Source organism: Brevibacillus sp. JB24b, from assembly GCF_051713385.1.
GTDB classification, from domain to species: domain Bacteria; phylum Bacillota; class Bacilli; order Brevibacillales; family Brevibacillaceae; genus Brevibacillus_B; species Brevibacillus_B laterosporus.
In genome coordinates this window covers 1,176,685-1,195,273 of the sequence record NZ_JBNVQV010000001.1, presented here as the reverse complement: position 1 = coordinate 1,195,273, position 18,589 = coordinate 1,176,685, and the positions used below count along the sequence as shown (strand labels likewise).

The 18,589-nt window shown below is 40.4% G+C and carries 19 protein-coding genes; 3 read left to right on the top strand and 16 right to left on the bottom strand.

What is annotated here, in order from left to right; all coding sequences use genetic code 11:
- Positions 1–253 precede the first annotated feature (253 nt).
- From ACQV1I_RS05950 to ACQV1I_RS05925, 6 genes are all read right to left on the bottom strand, one after another.
- Complete coding sequence (locus ACQV1I_RS05950) at positions 254–1,234, bottom strand: polyprenyl synthetase family protein (protein WP_116333092.1); 981 nt, start codon at positions 1,232–1,234, stop codon at positions 254–256.
- A complete protein-coding gene (locus ACQV1I_RS05945) occupies positions 1,221–1,658 on the bottom strand; it encodes a hypothetical protein (protein ID WP_018671343.1) in 438 nt (145 codons plus the stop codon). Before ACQV1I_RS05945 ends, ACQV1I_RS05950 begins: the two co-directional genes overlap by 14 nt.
- A 129-nt stretch (positions 1,659–1,787) precedes the next feature.
- Entirely contained in the window at positions 1,788–3,668 is a 1,881-nt protein-coding gene (locus ACQV1I_RS05940) for an FAD-dependent oxidoreductase (RefSeq protein ID WP_116333091.1), read from the bottom strand.
- Positions 3,669–3,747: 79 nt separating this feature from the next.
- The gene (locus ACQV1I_RS05935; protein WP_018671345.1) at positions 3,748–4,620 is read right to left on the bottom strand and encodes a hypothetical protein; all 873 of its coding nucleotides are present in this window, start codon (positions 4,618–4,620) and stop codon (positions 3,748–3,750) included.
- A 362-nt stretch (positions 4,621–4,982) separates the two neighbouring features.
- Complete coding sequence (mqnC, locus tag ACQV1I_RS05930) at positions 4,983–6,089, bottom strand: cyclic dehypoxanthinyl futalosine synthase (RefSeq protein WP_116333090.1); 1,107 nt, start codon at positions 6,087–6,089, stop codon at positions 4,983–4,985.
- Between the two features lie 82 nt (positions 6,090–6,171).
- On the bottom strand, positions 6,172–6,390 hold the full coding sequence (locus ACQV1I_RS05925) for a hypothetical protein (RefSeq protein ID WP_018671347.1): 219 nt from the start codon (positions 6,388–6,390) through the stop codon (positions 6,172–6,174).
- 253 nt (positions 6,391–6,643) lie between these two features.
- On the opposite strand from ACQV1I_RS05925, the gene ACQV1I_RS05920 reads away from it, so the two are divergent.
- Positions 6,644–7,219 carry a YqaA family protein gene (locus ACQV1I_RS05920; protein ID WP_094700548.1) on the top strand — a complete coding sequence of 192 codons (576 nt, stop codon included), beginning with the start codon at positions 6,644–6,646 and terminating at the stop codon, positions 7,217–7,219.
- Between the two features lie 190 nt (positions 7,220–7,409).
- Here ACQV1I_RS05920 and ald read toward each other — a convergent pair whose 3' ends face one another.
- Both ald and ACQV1I_RS05910 read right to left on the bottom strand, forming a co-directional pair.
- Entirely contained in the window at positions 7,410–8,534 is a 1,125-nt protein-coding gene (gene ald, locus ACQV1I_RS05915) for an alanine dehydrogenase (protein WP_094700549.1), read from the bottom strand.
- A gap of 257 nt (positions 8,535–8,791) precedes the next feature.
- Positions 8,792–10,201: an amino acid permease gene (locus ACQV1I_RS05910; RefSeq protein WP_094700550.1), complete on the bottom strand. Its 1,410-nt coding sequence runs from the start codon at positions 10,199–10,201 to the stop codon at positions 8,792–8,794.
- A 183-nt stretch (positions 10,202–10,384) separates the two neighbouring features.
- On the opposite strand from ACQV1I_RS05910, the gene ACQV1I_RS05905 reads away from it, so the two are divergent.
- Together ACQV1I_RS05905 and gerQ are read left to right on the top strand one after the other, a co-directional pair.
- On the top strand, positions 10,385–10,807 hold the full coding sequence (locus ACQV1I_RS05905; protein WP_094700551.1) for a cell wall hydrolase: 423 nt from the start codon (positions 10,385–10,387) through the stop codon (positions 10,805–10,807).
- Positions 10,808–10,825: 18 nt separating this feature from the next.
- The gene (gene gerQ / locus ACQV1I_RS05900) at positions 10,826–11,299 is read left to right on the top strand and encodes a spore coat protein GerQ (RefSeq protein WP_094700552.1); all 474 of its coding nucleotides are present in this window, start codon (positions 10,826–10,828) and stop codon (positions 11,297–11,299) included.
- Positions 11,300–11,459: 160 nt separating this feature from the next.
- Here gerQ and ACQV1I_RS05895 read toward each other — a convergent pair whose 3' ends face one another.
- The 8 genes from ACQV1I_RS05895 to ACQV1I_RS05860 form a co-directional block, all read right to left on the bottom strand.
- The gene (locus ACQV1I_RS05895) at positions 11,460–11,918 is read right to left on the bottom strand and encodes a DUF420 domain-containing protein (RefSeq protein WP_094700553.1); all 459 of its coding nucleotides are present in this window, start codon (positions 11,916–11,918) and stop codon (positions 11,460–11,462) included.
- Positions 11,919–11,951: 33 nt separating this feature from the next.
- Positions 11,952–12,857 carry a cytochrome c oxidase assembly protein gene (locus ACQV1I_RS05890; RefSeq protein ID WP_094700554.1) on the bottom strand — a complete coding sequence of 302 codons (906 nt, stop codon included), beginning with the start codon at positions 12,855–12,857 and terminating at the stop codon, positions 11,952–11,954.
- 317 nt (positions 12,858–13,174) lie between these two features.
- The gene (locus ACQV1I_RS05885) at positions 13,175–13,489 is read right to left on the bottom strand and encodes a cytochrome C oxidase subunit IV family protein (protein ID WP_018671355.1); all 315 of its coding nucleotides are present in this window, start codon (positions 13,487–13,489) and stop codon (positions 13,175–13,177) included.
- A gap of 1 nt (position 13,490) precedes the next feature.
- Positions 13,491–14,117: a cytochrome (ubi)quinol oxidase subunit III gene (locus ACQV1I_RS05880; protein ID WP_018671356.1), complete on the bottom strand. Its 627-nt coding sequence runs from the start codon at positions 14,115–14,117 to the stop codon at positions 13,491–13,493.
- Positions 14,117–15,964 (bottom strand): cytochrome c oxidase subunit I, encoded by a 1,848-nt coding sequence (gene ctaD, locus ACQV1I_RS05875; RefSeq protein ID WP_116333089.1) that lies wholly within the window; start codon positions 15,962–15,964, stop codon positions 14,117–14,119. The genes ACQV1I_RS05880 and ctaD overlap by 1 nt, the downstream gene beginning before the upstream one ends.
- Before the next feature lie 36 nt (positions 15,965–16,000).
- The gene (gene coxB, locus ACQV1I_RS05870; RefSeq protein ID WP_116333088.1) at positions 16,001–17,020 is read right to left on the bottom strand and encodes a cytochrome c oxidase subunit II; all 1,020 of its coding nucleotides are present in this window, start codon (positions 17,018–17,020) and stop codon (positions 16,001–16,003) included.
- Positions 17,021–17,581: 561 nt separating this feature from the next.
- Positions 17,582–18,109: an ACT domain-containing protein gene (locus ACQV1I_RS05865; protein WP_116333087.1), complete on the bottom strand. Its 528-nt coding sequence runs from the start codon at positions 18,107–18,109 to the stop codon at positions 17,582–17,584.
- Between the two features lie 106 nt (positions 18,110–18,215).
- A complete protein-coding gene (locus ACQV1I_RS05860) occupies positions 18,216–18,530 on the bottom strand; it encodes a hypothetical protein (protein ID WP_099327268.1) in 315 nt (104 codons plus the stop codon).
- Between the last annotated feature and the right edge of the window lie 59 nt (positions 18,531–18,589).

Here is an 18,589-nt window from a genome sequence, read left to right as displayed (position 1 = left end):
CCCCTACCTCTCCTATCTCCTCTCTATTTAAAGCCTCAGGATAATATCGCTTTATAACACGAACAACTTTCCCTGATCTAATGGTCAGTAGCAACAAAAAAACCATAGATGATTCACAGCAATAATGAAGTCTTACCAAACCTCACATTACCTAGAAAAGAATCAGCCATGGATAATCGTATTGTTATCTGAACCTCGCAACCTAATAAATTAACTACATTCGTTAATAGTAGCTCAATTATATTTTTAGTCTTCACATTTTTCGTTTCCCAAAATACGTAATAAGCACACCCAAATCCTTATGTGCTGGAAACTCAGTTAATTCCTCGACAATTTTCATCGCGTTTTGCAAATACTCCTCTGCTAGTTGGTCTGCTCTATCTAAAATATCGCTATTGCGAATTAGCTGCACCACACTTTGAATTTCTCTGGGTGTAGAATACTCATGTATCTGGCGCACGGACACGCTCAGACGCTCATCCTGCAACGCATACATAACTGGTAACGTAATATTACCGTTAGCTAAATCGCTACCTGCTGGCTTTCCTAGCGCTTCTGATGTCCCTGTAAAATCTAGCACATCATCACGAATCTGAAAGGCCATACCCAAATAATCTCCGAATTGCGCCAATTTAGCCGTTAGCTCTGGGGTCGCGCGTCCTAGCTTTGCTCCGACTTCTAAACAGGTTGACATCAATACAGCTGTTTTATTACGCGTTTTGCTTAAATAGGTATCCATTGATAAATCAAAATTAAACCGGTTTGCCATCTGCTGATATTCACCTAAACAAAGTCGCGAGGTTAATAGACCTGTAATCTCTTCCCGATATGGATTTCTGTCATCCTCCATTTTGCTTAACAACTCAGCCACTCTCGCCATCATATAATTAGCCGTATGGATAGCTGTGGGTATGTCACTAAGCACATGCAATGTTGGTTTTCCACGTCGAGTATCCGCTTGATCAATCACATCATCATGTATTAAAGAAGCAACATGTATAAATTCTGTTACAGCCGCCATTTGTAATACTTTTTTTGGGTCTGCCATTCTGCCAAATCGGCTACCGACCATTACCATCATCGGGCGTAGTCGTTTCCCCCCTGCTAAAATCATATGACGTATATTACTAGCAATTGTTGATAGCATCGGTAAACTCATATCCGTACGAACAATACGTAACATCTCTTTATCAATAATGTCTAGGTCAATGTGTACCTGGTCAGCTAACTTCATAAGTCACCTGCTGGTCTGTTTTTGCCAGAAATTTTTCTATACGTTGAAAGAGAATACGTTCTATTGATTTTCCTTGAATTAAACGAATTTGAATTTGCTTTAAAATAGGAGCCAAAAAATTCACTAATTCCTTTTCTCCATGCTTACATGCATATTCATAATAAAAGCTTTGCAGATAATCACCATCTAAAATATCCTTTGTCAAAAAAGGATTTTCGAATGTCAGCTTTTTATGCTTACGAAAAGCAGCCTGCAACAGGACATAGCACCCAAATATATGTTCTTTGCGTGCAGATGAAAGCTCAAATGAATCAAGCAGATGTCTCATCTCCTCCAACAGCCGCCTATCTACGTCAAGCGTGATACAAGCTTGTGGTGACATTTGCTTCTCTAGCTTCTGCAATGATTCCCGAATTCCATTCATCTCTCTCATCCCCTACTCACGCTCTTCTTTCTATACATTTCTATTTCATAGCCTTTATGTGGAAAGAAGGGGAATGTACAATTCACAGCACATTCCCCCATTCCATGTTCTAGCTATCTTGTTATACAATTAGTCCACGTATAAATACCAACGTTTGACGAACGGGATTTTTTTCCACACTTTTTTTAATTGTGGTAATACATAGTAGTCCAGACCCAATGTGCTTCCAGAACCACCAATGAGAGCAATACCTCCTCCAAGGTACCAAAGCATCTCATATGGAGCCATACCGGAAGACCAGATCATCAGACCCATACCAACTGTAGCGATGGAAGAGACAGCTGTAAATAGCCCGATGATCAACAATACACCAAATATAACTTCAGCAAAAACCATCATCGTTTGGAACACAGAGGCCAATGCTGTATAGCTTCCATCTGCATTGTAGAAGAACATATCCATTGAACCTTTTACCATGCTATCAATAAAACCAGGGACTGGAAGTGCTTGTACCGCTTCCTTCGCTGTAGCAACAGCTGAAGCTGCCGAAGAAGTGTCTACGGTTTGCGCTACATCTTGTACGGCTTGTGAAGCAGACGTAATTCCGTCAACCGCTTTTGGAGATGGCGGTATTAAGAAAATATTGGTTGGGTCCTTTAACACTTTATCCATTTTCGCTAAACCCTCTGACAACCACATAGAGCCGACTAAAACACGTAAAGGTACCAACCAGAAATTAGGTGATCTCTTGCTAAAATGTCCACCTAAGAAACTGCGTCTATTATTAACATGGAAAATTTCATACATGAGATAAGACCAAACTTTATTAAATCCACAGATTTGAACGAGATATACCATGTTGATAAAGTGCTTAACAAACATCGCCATGAAACCGCTCATTAAGAACATTTTCCCTGGCACGCCTACACTAGCTACACCATAGCGGCTACCGATACATACCATACAGCCATGGAACGTTGGCTTGTAGGACTTGTGCGTACCACCTTTCACATCTACATAGATGTTATGGGCAACGATTGGAGCTGAATGCTCAGCATTCTCAACCATTTGTGGTACAGGGCGCTCTTCACCTTCTGGAATAAAGAAAATGTTATCCCCTACAACATATACATTGTTATGCTCAGGGCTCTGTAGCTTATCGTTAACCACGATACGCTTGCGACCCTTTTGTTCTAATTCAACATTTTCTAATAGGTCAGAACCTTCTACACCTGCTGTCCAGACAACTGTTTTAGAACGAAGCAATCCTCTCTCGCCCAATTCAACTCCGTCTGGGGAAACACCAGTAATTTTACTGTTTGTAATAATGTTGATGTTTAATTTATGTAAATGTCTCTCTGCCTTCTGAATTAGCTTATCAGGCAGAATGGGTAAGATTTTTGGCGCCATATCAGCAACGTGTAATTGTACTTCAGATGGCTCTATTGCGTAGGTTTTGCACAATTCATCACGGAATTCCGCCAATTCCCCTACCATCTCAATTCCTGTAAAACCAGCACCTACTACCACGAAGCTCAACATATCCTGACGCTTTTGCTTGTTGGTTTCTTTTGAAGCTTTAATAAACATACTGCGAATTTGCTCACGTAGGTTAACAGCATCTTCAAAGGACCAAAGGGAAAACGCATTCTCCTCTGCACCAGGGATTCCAAAGAAGGATGGCTTACAGCCTGTTCCCATTACTAGGTAATCATATTCGTAGGTGCTGTTCTCGGACACTAATTTTTTGCTGGCAAAGTCGATTGTGGAAATTTCATCAAGCACCACATCCACGTTACGTTTTGCAAAAATCTTTTTCAGGTCAACTTTTATGGAGTCCTCTTCTACGCGATTAGCAGCTACTTCATGTAATTCGGTTAGGAGAGTATGGAATGGCTTACGGTCTATTAATGTGATTTGTACGTCAGTATCTTTTTTAAATTTGTTTGCCAGCTTTTTCGCCGTCAAAACACCACCGTAACCTCCGCCTAGTACAATTATTTTTTTCATAACATGTCCTCTCATTTCCATAGATAATTACCCTTTGACGAGTTTACCTGCAATGGTAATCCCCTTTTGTATAATTACCTTACTTTTTCGCGTCTTTTAGAGCCTCTTCAGCCAATTTCACGAAATCGTTCACCTTAATGGAAACGCCAGAAACTGCATCTGTTTTGCCCTCGTTATCCACTGTAATAGCAGCCGGGTCTTGTTTTTCAATTAGGGCTTGTTCTACTTTTGCTGCTTGCTCATGCCATTCAGCCTGGGCTTTTGCTTTTTCTTTCATGCCATACTTGCCTTCTTTAGACTGCGTTTTCTTGTCTGCCTCACCTTTTTCATTGATCGCATTCCAATTGGCAGCAACAATTTTGCCATTTAACACAGTAAAGTCAGCAGTATATTTCCAATCTTTTTCAAATTCTGGCTGTTCTGCATGGTATGCGCCGTCTTTATAAGGACCAGGTTGTTGTGGACCTGCAGCTAATGCTTCCGTTACCAAAGCAGCAAAATCATTCACCTTAATAGATACACCGGAAACTGCATCTGTTTTGCCCTCGTTATCCATTGTAATAGCAGCTGGGTCTTGTTTTTCTATCAAGAATTTTTCTACTTTTTCTGCCTGCTCATGCCACTCAGCTTGGGCTTTTGCTTTTTCCTTCATGCCATATTTGCCATCTTTAGAAAATGTTTTTTTATCCGGTCCCGCATCCTTACTGATCCCAGTCCAGTTCACATTCGTAATTTTTCCATCTTTTACATCTAGGACAACAGCGGAGTTCCAATCAGCATCAGCATTTTTTTGTTGAGCATAATACACGCCATCCGCCATTTTTTTGTCCGTTGCATTAGCTGGGGTAGCTGTTTCTGTTTTCTTTTCAGGAGCAGGTTGTGAAGCAGCACCGCATCCTGCTAGCATAGAAACCGCTAATACACTTGCCATCATAAGTGAAAGTTTTTTCATTTTCTTTCTCCTCCCTTTTTCTCCACACGCATGTGAAAAAAAACACAAATATCATTACGCCATCATTCTAACATTCCTAACTAAATAATCAAGACCTTTTATTTCCATTTTTATGTTAAATTAGGTTAAAAAGCGGGGCTTTTTTTGACAATCTGGAGAACGATTTTGTTTATTCTAATCTACGAGATAAATGAATGAAAAATATGAATATTCCTAGCATGAAAACGCTTTAAAACGTCATACAATCTTCATACAAAACAAAAAACCCGTCCTGTAAAAGACGGGTTTTCTCTATCATTTTCTATCAATCAAGTAGACGACTAACCATCAATAACCAGCTTCGTTATATTCATCTACACTTATTAATTTTGCATAACAAAATCCGTCCGTGCCCATTCCCCCTCCTGAAACACATGTAGCGTTTCATAGGCGGTATTACGCTGAGCTGGGATCTTTCCTGCTTCACGAATTAATTCTAAGATTTTGTTCGTATTTACCTTATAGGCACATTTCGCTGCTGATACAACATTCTCTTCCATCATAGTCGAACCAAAATCATTGGCTCCATAAGACAAGGATAGCTTACCAATCTCAGGTCCCATTGTTACCCAAGAGGATTGGAAGTTAGGAATATTATCCAGCATCAAACGGCTAATCGCCAATGTTTTCAGGTACTCTTCTGGAGTGTTTTTCGTAGCTTTCATGTTGGTATTATCAGGTTGGAATGTCCAAACAATAAAAGCCTTAAATCCATTCGTCTCATCTTGAGCATCACGAATGCGCATTAAAGACAACACTCGCTCTTCCATTTCTTCACCAAAACCGATAACCATCGTAGCCGTGCCAGGCAGACCTGCTCGGTGGGCCGCTTTTTGGATATCCACCCACTGCTCCCAGGTTCCTTTTAAACGTGAAATCTTTTTACGTGTCCGATTATCCAGAATTTCTCCACCTGCTCCTGGCAAAGAATCTAGCCCCGCTTCTTTTAGCTGTCTCAATGCCTCTTCAATTGAAACATCGGAAACCTCAGCCATTTTAGCCACTTCCGCTGTAGATAAAGAGTGCATCGTGATGGCAGGAAAGCGCTGTTTAATCTCACGTAACAAATCCGTAAAATAGGACAGTTTCAATTCAGGATTCGTACCACCCTGCATTAAAATTTCTGTTCCACCCACATCAACTGTTTCTTGAATCTTTTCGAAAATTGTTTCTTTTGGAAGAACATAGCCTTCCTTCGAACCAGGCGGGCGATAAAAGGCGCAAAAACGGCAATAGGTATCACAGACATTGGAATAGTTAATATTCCGTCCGATGACAAAGGTCGTGATCGGTTCAGGATGCCACTTTTGCATGATCTGATTCGCTGCATGACCTATTTTCTCAATTTCATCAGAAGCAAAAAGGGCTAAACCATCCTCTAATTGAAGTCGCTCGCCACGAAGAGCTTTGTCCAATATATGATCAATCAAGAGGAATTCCTCCTATCCTGTGCATATTCCACCTTTCATCCTATCATAAAATCAAATTCCTGCCTATGCTAGAAGTATAGTGCTATTCATAGCCAATCTCTTCATAAACTTCCGGTTCCCAATAAATGACACAGTTTGCTAACGGTAGATTAATTTCACGGGCACCATTTGGCTGACCATTGAAGCGAATGATTTCAGTTACGGAGACACGATCACCTCGAACTACAATCTCTCCTTTAAGGTCTTGACGCTTTCCATCTGGTGAATAAAAGGTTATGACTCCAGAACCAATATCTTTCATATACAATCCCTCTGAATTCTCAAAATTTTTATCTTAATAGTAGTAGAGAAGTTTGAGAACGTCAACTATCTATGTAGAATGAGAAAAAACTGAATCCTTTTTATCCAAGTGTTCGTATAACCTTGTAGCATGCTATAATATTGGTCAGACTTGTCATATTCTAGACTGGATGACCATACATCTGATTAAGTACAAATTTTGTCCGATCCTTGACTACAAAAAAGAATCGACTTTATACATAAAGGAGACTACGATGCTTGACCAAATCAATGTAATTTTTCAGCAATACGGAGCGTGGGGACTATTTACACTCTCCTTTCTAGATTCAATCATCTTGCCGTTCCCCCCCTTCTTTTTACAGATTGCAATGAGTTTATTGGAGCCTTCACTTGCTATTGAATATGCTCTTTTTGCTTTCATTGGTTCTTTACTTGGAGCACCCTGTGGATTTATTCTGGGAAAACTGTTTGGTAAACCGCTGATGAATAAAATTGTCCCGGAAAAATGGATCGGTCTAGCAACAGAACAAATGACCAAAAACGGTGATGCTGCCATTATCATCGGCTCGTTTACGCCTATTCCCTTTAAAGTATTCACCATCCTATCTGGTGTACTCGGCTTCTCTTTCAAAAAACTAATGGTTTATGCCGTTATTGGTCGAGGTTTTAAATTTTTTCTCATCGGTCTTATCTTCCATCTATATGGGAAACAAGCAAAAATGCTAATTGATGAGTATATGGATGTTACTCTTTTGCTTGTAGCTGTTCTACTTGGCGTAGGTTGGCTTATCTTCATGCAAGTAAGAAAACGACGTGCTACTAAAAAGTAAACGCTCAGATCACTATCTAGACCATTGAGGTTCCTACCTATTACGAAGTAGAACCCCATGGTCTAGATCGCTTGTCTGTTAAAACTACGACAGTAGAATAACAATCTCTCGGACTATGAGTGTCACAACAGAAAAAGGGCTATCCATCTTCTTAGATATTGGATAGTCCTTTTTTTGTTACTCTATGCTTTTAGCTTTGATTTTCTAGCAATTCCTTCGCATCTACAGACTCATAGCCCAATGCTTGTGCAACCGCCTGATATGTCACATGCCCATTCAGTGTATTTACACCTTTTAGCAATGCAGGGTTATCTAAGCATGCCTTTTGGTAGCCTTTATTTGCGATTTGTACTGCATATGGAACCGTCACGTTTGTCAAAGCAAATGTAGATGTACGTGGAACCGCACCAGGCATATTAGCTACCGCATAATGTACAACACCATGTTTTTCATAGGTTGGGTTATCATGAGTAGTAATCCGATCTGATGTTTCAAAAATACCGCCTTGGTCAATTGCTATATCAACTAGAACGGAACCTGGTTGCATGGATTTAACCATTTCTTCGGTAACCAATTTTGGTGCCTTTGCTCCTGGAATTAGAACAGCACCAATAACTAGGTCAGATTCCTGTACAGCATGTGCAATATTAAATGGATTAGACATCAATGTTTTTACGCTATGACCAAAAATATCTTCTATTTGGCGTAAGCGATCAGGGTTCAAGTCAATAATGGTAACATCAGCACCTAGACCTACCGCCATCTTCGCCGCATTAGTACCTGCTACTCCCCCACCAACAATGGTAACTTTACCACGTTGCACCCCTGGCACACCGCCGAGAAGGATACCTTTACCGCCTTCCTGTTTTTCAAGGAACTGAGCACCAATTTGTGTAGACATGCGACCAGCAACTTCTGACATAGGTGTCAAGAGAGGTAGTGAGCCATTGCTCAGTTGAACGGTTTCATAAGCAATCCCTATAACTTTATTATCTACTAACGCTTTCGTTAATTCTGGTTCTGGAGCTAAATGTAAGTATGTGAATAGAATAAGTCCTTCACGGAAATATTGATATTCGGAAGGCAATGGTTCCTTAACTTTCATTACCATCTCCATTCCCCAAGCTTCTTGTGCAGTCTGGACGATTTTAGCCCCAGCTGCTACAAATTGTTCATCAGTAAAACCAGAGCCAAGTCCTGCCAATGTCTCGATGAAGATCTCATGTCCATTCTTCACCAAATTCATTGCTCCTGCTGGTGTCATAGCTACTCGATTTTCGTTGTTTTTAATTTCCTTTGGAATACCGATGCGCATGTTTCGACCTCCTCAGTAAGTTAAACATTAATAGTGTCAAACAGTTCTGATGATTATTACAAAGTAGAAGCTTTATCCACGCATTGATTGTAACATGTACGATTTGAAAATGAAAGCGCTTACAAAAAATCTATAAATTCACATTCGCCTAAGTTGTTTGATAGTTTTGAAGTATATAAAAAGAAAGAATCACCAGCTATCCCCTACTGGTGACTCTTTCTTACTAGATGAAAGCAACATATAATTTTACCTACCAATTACCTTCTCTTCTTAGATCCACCAGAAGATCCCATGCTCTCCAAAATGCTATGCTTCTTGGAGTAACCAAAATAGACAACTGTTCCGATGGCAATCCAAATTGCAAAATACATCCAAGTTGATGCCGGTAGGTTAAACATCAGGAACCCACAGAAAACCATTGTTAAGATAGGTAGCAACGGAACTAATGGAACCTTAAAGCCACGCTCTAAATTCGGGTGAGTTTTACGAAGTACGATAACTGATAACGCAACCATTGCAAACGTAAGTAATGCACCGATATTTGCTAAATTAGATAGTTCCTTAATTTCTACAAATCCAGCAATTCCCCCGCTGATAATACCTGTTAGCCATGTGGAAAATACAGGTGTTTCCGCTTTATCAACACGTGAGAATCGTTTTGGAAGCAAACCATCACGACTCATTGCAAAGATAACACGAGTACCAGCAAATACATAGGCAAAAATTACTGCCATAATACCAATAACTGCTCCTACCGCAACGATTCCCGCTATAGTATCCTGACCTACAAGTTCCAAGACAAATGCCATTGCTTCAGGTACATTTAAATTCTTATAGGAGGTAATACCTGTCATAATAAGACAAACAATAATATAAAGAATCGTACAAACGACAAGTGATGAGATAATCCCCACAGGCAATGCCTTTTGCGGGTTCTTACATTCTTCAGCAGAGGTTGATACTGCATCAAAGCCTAAGAACGCAAAGAATACAGCTGCTGCCCCAGCAAAAACTCCTTCAACGCCATATGGCATGAATGGACTCCAATTTTCAGGTTTAACATAAAATACACCTACAGCAATAAACAGTAAGATAACAACTAGCTTTACTAATACCATGAAGTTGTTAAACTTCTTACTTTCTCTTGTTCCACGAGACAATACAAAAGTAATTAGTAATACAATGATAACTGCAGGGAGATTAATGATTCCGCCACTCATTGGCGTGCTGACCAACTGTTCAGGTAAACCCCAGCCAAAACCAGTCAGTAGGTTATTAAAATAAGCAGACCACCCAACAGCTACAGCTGAAGTGGTAAGAAAATAAACGGATAATAGTGTCCATCCCATCAGATGCGCTACAAATTCACCTAGTGTTGCATACGTATAGGTGTAAGCGCTTCCAGAAACCGGGATGGTCGAAGCAAATTCTGAATAACAAAAGGCAGCAAAACCACAAACAAGTGCAGCGATCATAAACGAAAGAATAACAGCAGGACCAGCATCTCTAGCTGCTACAATACCTGTAAGTACCATAACACCTGTTCCTAGCACTGCCCCAATGCCTAGTAAAGAAAGGTCAAAGGATGTTAGTGTTTTGTTTAATGATTTTTTCTGACCTTGTTCCAATAAGTCAGTAACTGATTTTTTTCTCAAAAGATTGCTCATATTGCCCCCCCTTGATTGATAAGATTGTTTCCTTCACATAAGTATCCTACCACACAATATTCATTTTGTTTTATTTATAGATTTTTCTTAAAAATGCAAAAAACCGTTTTTTTATAACGTACAATCACCTATCTGTGAGAACACAATATATTGGGATAGTAGAGAAGATGGGGAGGTGAATGAATGGCCGTTATTAAGTACAACTCCAGAGAACTTGACATGCTGGCTAGGCTGCTGCGAGCAGAAGCTGAAGGAGAAGGGAATCTTGGAATGTTAATGGTTGGCAATGTTTCTGTAAACCGCGTTCTTGCCAACTGCTTAGATTTTAAAAACATACGATCCATCCCTCAAATGGTATACCAAAGTCCCGGAGGTTACGAATCCGTTCAAAAACCGTATTTCTATCAAATGGCTAGAGAATCAGAGAAACGTTTGGCAAAGCGCGCAATAAATGGGGAGAGAACACATCCAGCAAGTAATGGATTATGGTTCTTTAGACCTCAAGGAAGCTGCCCTCCTACATGGTTTAACCAGCGAAACACCGGACGTTTTAAAGCACATTGTTTTTTTGCACCAACCGTACAAGATTGCCCTGACGTTTATTAAAGAGGAGAGAAAAATCAGATGTATTATAATACCTATGCTCAGCAAGGATGCGAGCCCTGCGGCACTCCAGCCTATCCACAATGCTACATGTATCCATATTACCCTACTCCACAGCAGCAGGCACCCACTACACAGGTAAGTCCGGCACAACAATTCCAGCAACAACCCCAGCAAGTCGTGCCTCCTAATGCCAATGGTAGCATGATTCCAGGTGGTCCCCTTCCTGTGGTCGAAGAATCCTACGTAGAAAATATTTTACGTTTCAATCGAGGAAAAGTCGGTACCTTCTACATGACCTATGAAAACAACAGCGAATGGAATGCTAAGGTTTTCCGTGGGGTCATAGAAACCGCTGGTCGAGACCATATCATCATCAGCGACCCTCAAACAGGTATGCGCTATTTGCTTCTGACACTAAACCTCAATTATGTTACCTTTGATGAAGAAATTAACTACATTCCACCAGTTAATCCATTTGCTCGTACCCGCTAGCTATTAGCTATTACAAAGAGAGACAATTCGTCGATGTACCATATATCTGGTTCCACATCGTGTATAGTGGAACAAACATACCAAATAAGCCTCCAAGTACACTAGAAAGTGAAATTGGAGGCTTATTGCTTACCTTTTGGATGTGTATGTAATTCCTTACTTAAAAGCCCAAAATTGTTCGGAGTAAACTAGACGTCTCTCCACCTGGATAAATGACAAACAATAAGAAATAGACAGCTATACCAGTAATCGCTGTACCGAACCAGATGATAGAAGTGACTGGTCCCCACTTGCGGTGCTTAGCAAATTGCTTGGTAAAACCTAAATATAGCGTTACTAATCCAAAAACAGCTGCTGTGGTAGCCAAGGTGATATGGAATATCAAAAAGATTTGGTAATATAAGCGCAATTCATCCGGTCCACCAAAATTCATATTTCCCACGAAAATCGTTCGAGACATATAAATAATGAAAAATGCTAAGGCAAACACGGATGCAACAATCATCGTTTTCTTATGAGCCTCAAATTTACGTTTGGCTACTTGAACCCAACCGATTGCTACAAGGATTGCACTGATGGCAATAAAACTTGTACTAAGTGCAGGCAACAACGTTAGCACTCGATCACTTCCTCTTATTCTTTTTTAGAAATTTTATAATTGTCCACTAGTGGGAACGATAGTGAGTTCTTTTCGCTGTTCCATGGGTTCAAAGGATTCGAGCGGATCAATTTCATCAATACCCGTCGTCGGATTCTCCTCACGGTACCATTTAGAAAAAACATGCCATAGCCCAACCCCATATGCTGTTTCCTGTACCATCTTCATCACGACACCACCCAATTGCTGATCATCGAGTATCGGCAGGATGGCAAACAATTGAGGTCCATAGCTATAAGATTCATATACCAATTGGGAAGCAAAAATGATTAACGCACAGGCTGGTGTCATCAGCACACCTGCTGCAAAGATATACCCCATTAGCTTGACGTTTTTAATCCGTTGCAACTCTGGAAGTGGACAGATAATATGCCACCATATCATGAAGGCTGTAACCAATAACAATAGCTTGTAAGCAATATGAACTCCATGGTACTGCATCACGAAATCAAGTACAAGCGGAATATGATAAACAGAGAAAAATAAATTAAACATAAATAAGGAAATTAACGGTTTTGTTAGATGATCAAACCATTTTCTTACAGCTGCTGGTTCTAGGATTGCTCGTAAAAACCATGCTGGTAAGCCCAGCACAAAAAGTGGTGGGAAAATCATTAATAACAAGGATTGCTGGGTCATATGCAAGGTAAACGACACATGCCCGTAAAAGTAGAGTGGACTCCCCATAGCTACATATAAAGTAAGAAGAGCAGTTATAAATGTAATTTGCTTTCCTACTGAGACAGATTCTGCATTAACAAAACGCTTACGCCATGGACCAATTAACAAGAAATATGCCACACCAAGTAATACAACAAAAGCTAAAAATTCAGGATTCCATAACTCCGCAAACTTCGGTTGATAGCCATGTAAAAGTAAATGTTGTTCATGGGTACCCATCCGTATCCCCCTCTCATGCGGAAGGTAGCTATTTTCAGATAAGTGGAAACATACATGTATATTATACTGAACCGACCTAAGACAAGCTAGCGACCAACATGCTTTTTATGAAGCAAGAATGGGAATGCACTCTCCCTGTTCACCTGTTTGCCATAATTTCTATAAAAGCACTAAAACAAGCCAATTTCTCAGTGTTGAAAAAAACAGAAGCTATCTTCTGCGAAAAAAAGCGAGCTACTGAAGTAGCCCGCTTTAATCAGGTTCAGGGCTTAGTCTTCACCTTTGTATAATCAAAGCTGGACCTTTTCCCTTACCCTTTATACCCAATACAGCGCCATGACAACGCATGTAACCATGATAAACGCCCCAGTGAAAATTCCTACCACTGGAAATAGATGGCCTTTATCCTTTAAGTGCATCCAAATGTATAGTTGCACCAAAGCTTGCACGGTACCTAAAAAGAGAATATAAGGATAAACAAAACCCTTTTTATCCGGCATGTAGATAACGGCTGCAAACGCTAATGCTGTTAATACAATGGACAAAACAAATGAAACGATATGTGGCTTCATGCTAGTGCTATGGGCATGGGAATGTTTTGAAGGTTGAGATGAATGATTATGTTGATCCATCTTATGCTCCTCCTTGTCCAGACATGATACCCATCAGGTACACGACTGTGAAAATGAATACCCATACAACGTCAACGAAGTGCCAGTACAAGCTTGCAATATAGAACTTCGGTGCATTAACCACGGTCAGCCCTTTTTTCATAGCAGAAGCCATCAACGTTGCTATCCAAGTAACCCCGAACACCACGTGCGCTCCATGGAATCCAACCAATGTATAGAAGGCCGAACCATATGCACTACTAGTCATCGTATGACCTTCATGATAGTAGTGATAAAACTCGTAAATCTCTAGTCCTAAGAACGCAAATCCGAGTATAACTGTTACAGCAAACCAGAACATCATCATTTTGAAGTTATGGCGGTGCATTCCGATGATAGCAAACACACTAGTTAAGGAACTGGTTAATAGTAAAATTGTCGCCATAGCAACCAGTTCAATTTTAAAGATTTCATGTGGAGCTGGTCCTGATACGTATTGTTCTCGCAGAGCCAAATACGTGGCAAATAACGAACCGAACAATACCATTTCTCCACCTAGAAAAAGCCAAAAGCCAAGTATTTTATTTCTGCCTTCAAGGGTTGCCTTTTCAGGCTCAGCAGGTAGAACACCATGATCCGTGTGTTGCATTACAGCCTACCCCCTTTTTCTGTTTCCTTGATCTCTTCTACTTCAATATGGAAACCATGGTCATCCTTAATGGAACGGGCAAACATACAAAGTAAAAACAGCCCCATTCCTACGAAAACCAACACATATTTGTGATAAATAAAACCAAATCCTGCAATAAACAATCCTACAGACATCAGGAACGGTAAAACAGATGGAGATGGCATATGAATCGGGCCTAGTGGTTCAGCCGGAGTCATTGCTTTATTACCTGCCATTTTCTCAACCCAGAAAGCATCGAGACCACGTACGCGAGGTGTTTGAGCAAAGTTATATTCAGGTGCTGGAGAAGGAATTGACCACTCAAGCGTGCGACCATCCCATGGATCTGCCACAGCCTTTTTACCTTTCGCATTCGTGTAAATCACGTTAACAATGAACAACACGGTACCGACAGTCATAATGATTGCACCAATAGTGGAAATCAAGTTCCCTACTTCCAATTCTTGACCTGGTAAGAAGGTGTATACACGACGTGGCATACCCATCAAGCCAAGGAAATGCTGAGGGAAGAATGTCAAATGGAAACCGATAAAGAATAACCAGAAATTCCATTTACCAATTGCTTCATTGAGCATTTTACCAAACATTTTTGGCCACCAGTAGTAGAAAGCTGCAAACAGCCCCAGCACCATACCACCAACGAGAACATAGTGGAAGTGAGCTACTACAAAGTAAGAATCCTGATATTGATAGTCAGCTGGTGCTACAGAAAGCATAACCCCAGTCATACCACCAATAGTAAACGTTGGAATGAAGCCTGTGGCGAACAGGTTAGCTGTGGTAAAGCGAATTTGACCGCCCCATAGAGTAAACAGCCAGTTAAAGATTTTAATACCGGTAGGAACGGCAATCAGCATCGTCGCAATCGAGAAGAGCGAGTTAGCTACCGGACCCAAACCTACTGTAAACATATGGTGAACCCACACCATGAAGCCTAAGAAACCGATAACCATGGTCGCAAATACCATAGCAGAGTAACCAAACAGACGTTTCTTGGCAAAAGTACTAATAACGTCAGAAATCATACCAAACGCTGGAAGAATTAAAATGTAAACCTCTGGGTGACCAAAGATCCAGAACAAGTGTTGCCACAGCAGTACGTTACCGCCGCCAGCTACTTCAAAGAACTGTGCTCCGAAAATTCGGTCAAACATCAATAGAACTAAGCCTACGGTGATCGCAGGGAAAGCGAATAAGATCAATGCAGAAGTAATAAATGCTGTCCAAGTAAACATCGGCATACGCATAAAGGTCATCCCTGGTGCGCGCATGTTAATGATTGTAACCAGGAAGTTAATCCCCCCGATTAATGTCCCCAAACCAGCTATCTGCAAACCGAGTACATAGAAGCTGACCCCAGCAGTTTGACTGTATGTGTTTGAAGATAATGGTACATACGCTGTCCAACCTGCATCAGGTGCACCACCCATGAACCAACTTACGTTAAGCAACAACCCACCAAAGAAGAACAGCCAGAAGCCTAGTGAGTTTACAAATGGAAATGCTACGTCACGCGCACCGATTTGTAACGGTACGATTGCGTTCATCACAGCAAAAAGCAATGGCATGGCAGCTAGGAAGATCATAGTGGTACCATGCATCGTTAACAATTCATTAAACGTGGAGCCAATGAACAGTTTACTATTTGGGTACATGAGCTGAATACGCATCAGCAATGCTTCAAGTCCACCAAGCAAGAAAAAGAATCCACCGGCTAATAGATACAGAACGCCGATTTTTTTATGGTCCACGGTTGTGATCCAATCCCACAAGCCCTTATTTCTTGGACGAACATGTTGAGCCACGGTTTTGCCCCCTCTTTTAGATTCAAAATTCAGGTATTATTGACGTTTCAAGCTGGACAGGTATTCAACTAGAGCATCCACCTGATCATCATTTAACTTCAGGTTAGGCATCAAGTTACCAGGCTTCACTGATTCTGGATCTTTCAACCATTCAGCAACGTGTTTTTTATCATTAGGCAACACGCCTGCTACAGTTTGACGATTACCAAAATTAGTTAAGTCCGGACCAGTTTTACCACCATTACCATCAACGGCATGGCAGGAAACACAGCTTTGTTTAAAGACTTCTTCCCCTTGAGCTGCAACAGCTTTATTTTCAGCAGGTGCATTTTCACCTTTTGTCATTTCTACTACCCATTTATCAAACTCTTCTTGTGATACAACCTTTACTTTGAAGTCCATCAAAGCATGGGACGGACCACAGAGCTCCGCACATCGCCCTTGGAAGGTACCTTCAACTGTACTTTCTAGCCACATATGGTTAGTCATACCAGGGTTAGTATCTTTTTTACCGCCTAGTGCTGGTACCCAGAAGGAGTGAATAACATCAGCAGCTTCTAAAGAAAGATACGCTTTTTTATTGACAGGGATGTATAATTCCTGAGCAGTGTTAATTTTTAAATCAGGATATTCAAACTCCCACCAGAACTGGTGACCTGTTACTTTGACTTGAATAGCATCCTTGTCGTTTGAATAGTCCTTTGCCAATGTAAATGTTGTCGAAACCATCGGAATCGCAAGAACAATCAAAAGAATAAAAGGGATAACCGTCCAAATAATTTCTAACTTGTGGTTTCCTTCGATTTGTTCTGGAATACTGTTATCGCCCTTACGTTTACGGTATCGGATCAATACATAGGTAAAAATAACGACAACCACAGTAAAGACGCCTAACATGATGGTAACACTAAGCTTAATCAAGTCATATTGCATGCCTGCTACAGTCCCTTTAGGCTGCAGAGCAGACAGATAAGGGTCGCCACAACCGGTTAGTAAAAGCGCTACCATTACTAACATAGGAAGCATACGCCCGACTTGCTGCAATCGTCTCATCATTGCGATCTAGCCTCACTTTCTCTCCTTTTTCCCTTTAATAGACTTACTAATAGTAATCACACTAAGTCTACTAATGCAATCATGTTTGTTATCTAGAATGTGCTCCATGTATTTACCACTAGAAGCAATAGAAATTATGTAAATTTGGTAAATCGAACAAATCATGATAACAAATCTTTCTTCTTACTAAATGAGAACTTTTACAACTGCGTTATCTGTTCCATTATAGCCCCCTTCTCATTCATATGTAGCGTCGTTTTGCCGCAATTGTAAATAAACAATCAATTGAGGCTAGACTGACAAAAGCTAATTTTAAAAACAGATACATCTATTGTAAACAATTTCCGGCTGTTTTAGGAAAAGAGCGATCATAATTCACAAATTGTTCATACAAATGTAACTCTTTTGACTCTGGCGACTCTTTTCTTTGTGATTTTTTTCATTGATTCACAAAATAATCATACCATGTTATGCAAGCGCTATCAAAGAGCGGAAAACCAATGTTTTCCGCTCTAGTTCACGTTTTCGCCATTTTTCATGCTTTTTTGTTTCCCTTTGAAGCTACGTCAATGAAATCGCTTTCGTAACATTAGGCAATGTTTCAATCTGTTCATTTGCTTTAACTGGTATCTCCTCATCAGTTAGCGAAACCAGTAAGGCCAATTTTCCCTTTTGTTCACGAGAGACATTCAATTTGGAAATGTTAATTTCATGTTGCGCCAAAATACGTGAAACATCGTGAATAACACCAGGGTAATCATGGTGATACACCAAAATACCATGGGTATCCGCTGTTATACGGCACGCGTATACATTAATCTCACTTATATAGGTTTCTCTATAATCCTTGGAGAACACATACTTGTTGGCCCCCACTACAAGCTGGGCAACATGACTTGCGTATTCTCCTGTACTATTTTCCATTTTTATTTGCATATTTGGATTTACTTCACGCAATCCCGCAAGTAACAAATTAACAATTTCTTCTCGGTCGTCTGCAGTCATGATGGTTAGTGTTACTTGTTCCATATTTGGCTCAAAACGCTCCACTAATGTAACCAATGAGCGTAGCCCAGAGTAGTCTGTCATACTGTTTCCCCTCTCATACTTTCAATGTATCATATATATACATCGTCGGAGGATAATAAGCAATGCTTATAGAAGGGAAAACTCTATTTTTTACAGATTCACAACGTCATCTTTGGTCTTCGCCATGTATACCAATGGTCTCTAATCTACTCCGAGTATCTGAACTACCTAAGTGGTAAATGAGTTGATAAATTTTATCAAGGGCTTCATCGTATTCATCTGGTTCCCCACCTAGGTCTTCGTCGTAGGCCATCTCAAACAACTCCTGAAGCTGCCTAATCTCGCCAGGTGTAGCTAATACTTCATAATCAAAAGACGTATCTGTAGGATTGTCGATAATATCTCCCTTTACTGAATGAGGGTGAATGGATAAATAGTACGGTTTTTTATCAGGAGCTGGTGTTGTTGACAAGTAATTCATCCCTTCCTATACCTGCTTTTTTCTTTCTTTATGCCCTTCTCCCCTCTTTTCCATACCTT

Excerpts from the sequence above, each read along its gene's own strand:
- ACQV1I_RS05905 (WP_094700551.1), top strand. The coding sequence starts at position 10,385 with ATGGCCGTTATTAAGTACAACTCCAGAGAACTTGACATGCTGGCTAGG.
- ACQV1I_RS05880 (WP_018671356.1), bottom strand. The coding sequence starts at position 14,117 with ATGCAACACACGGATCATGGTGTTCTACCTGCTGAGCCTGAAAAGGCA.
- ACQV1I_RS05945 (WP_018671343.1), bottom strand. The coding sequence starts at position 1,658 with ATGAATGGAATTCGGGAATCATTGCAGAAGCTAGAGAAGCAAATGTCA.
- ACQV1I_RS05865 (WP_116333087.1), bottom strand. The coding sequence starts at position 18,109 with ATGACAGACTACTCTGGGCTACGCTCATTGGTTACATTAGTGGAGCGT.
- ACQV1I_RS05950 (WP_116333092.1), bottom strand. The coding sequence starts at position 1,234 with ATGAAGTTAGCTGACCAGGTACACATTGACCTAGACATTATTGATAAA.
- gerQ (WP_094700552.1), top strand. The coding sequence starts at position 10,826 with ATGTATTATAATACCTATGCTCAGCAAGGATGCGAGCCCTGCGGCACT.
- ACQV1I_RS05940 (WP_116333091.1), bottom strand. The coding sequence starts at position 3,668 with ATGAAAAAAATAATTGTACTAGGCGGAGGTTACGGTGGTGTTTTGACG.
- ACQV1I_RS05920 (WP_094700548.1), top strand. The coding sequence starts at position 6,644 with ATGCTTGACCAAATCAATGTAATTTTTCAGCAATACGGAGCGTGGGGA.
- ACQV1I_RS05925 (WP_018671347.1), bottom strand. The coding sequence starts at position 6,390 with ATGAAAGATATTGGTTCTGGAGTCATAACCTTTTATTCACCAGATGGA.
- ACQV1I_RS05935 (WP_018671345.1), bottom strand. The coding sequence starts at position 4,620 with ATGAAAAAACTTTCACTTATGATGGCAAGTGTATTAGCGGTTTCTATG.
- ACQV1I_RS05885 (WP_018671355.1), bottom strand. The coding sequence starts at position 13,489 with ATGGATCAACATAATCATTCATCTCAACCTTCAAAACATTCCCATGCC.
- ACQV1I_RS05910 (WP_094700550.1), bottom strand. The coding sequence starts at position 10,201 with ATGAGCAATCTTTTGAGAAAAAAATCAGTTACTGACTTATTGGAACAA.
- ald (WP_094700549.1), bottom strand. The coding sequence starts at position 8,534 with ATGCGCATCGGTATTCCAAAGGAAATTAAAAACAACGAAAATCGAGTA.
- ACQV1I_RS05860 (WP_099327268.1), bottom strand. The coding sequence starts at position 18,530 with ATGAATTACTTGTCAACAACACCAGCTCCTGATAAAAAACCGTACTAT.
- ACQV1I_RS05890 (WP_094700554.1), bottom strand. The coding sequence starts at position 12,857 with ATGGGTACCCATGAACAACATTTACTTTTACATGGCTATCAACCGAAG.
- coxB (WP_116333088.1), bottom strand. The coding sequence starts at position 17,020 with ATGATGAGACGATTGCAGCAAGTCGGGCGTATGCTTCCTATGTTAGTA.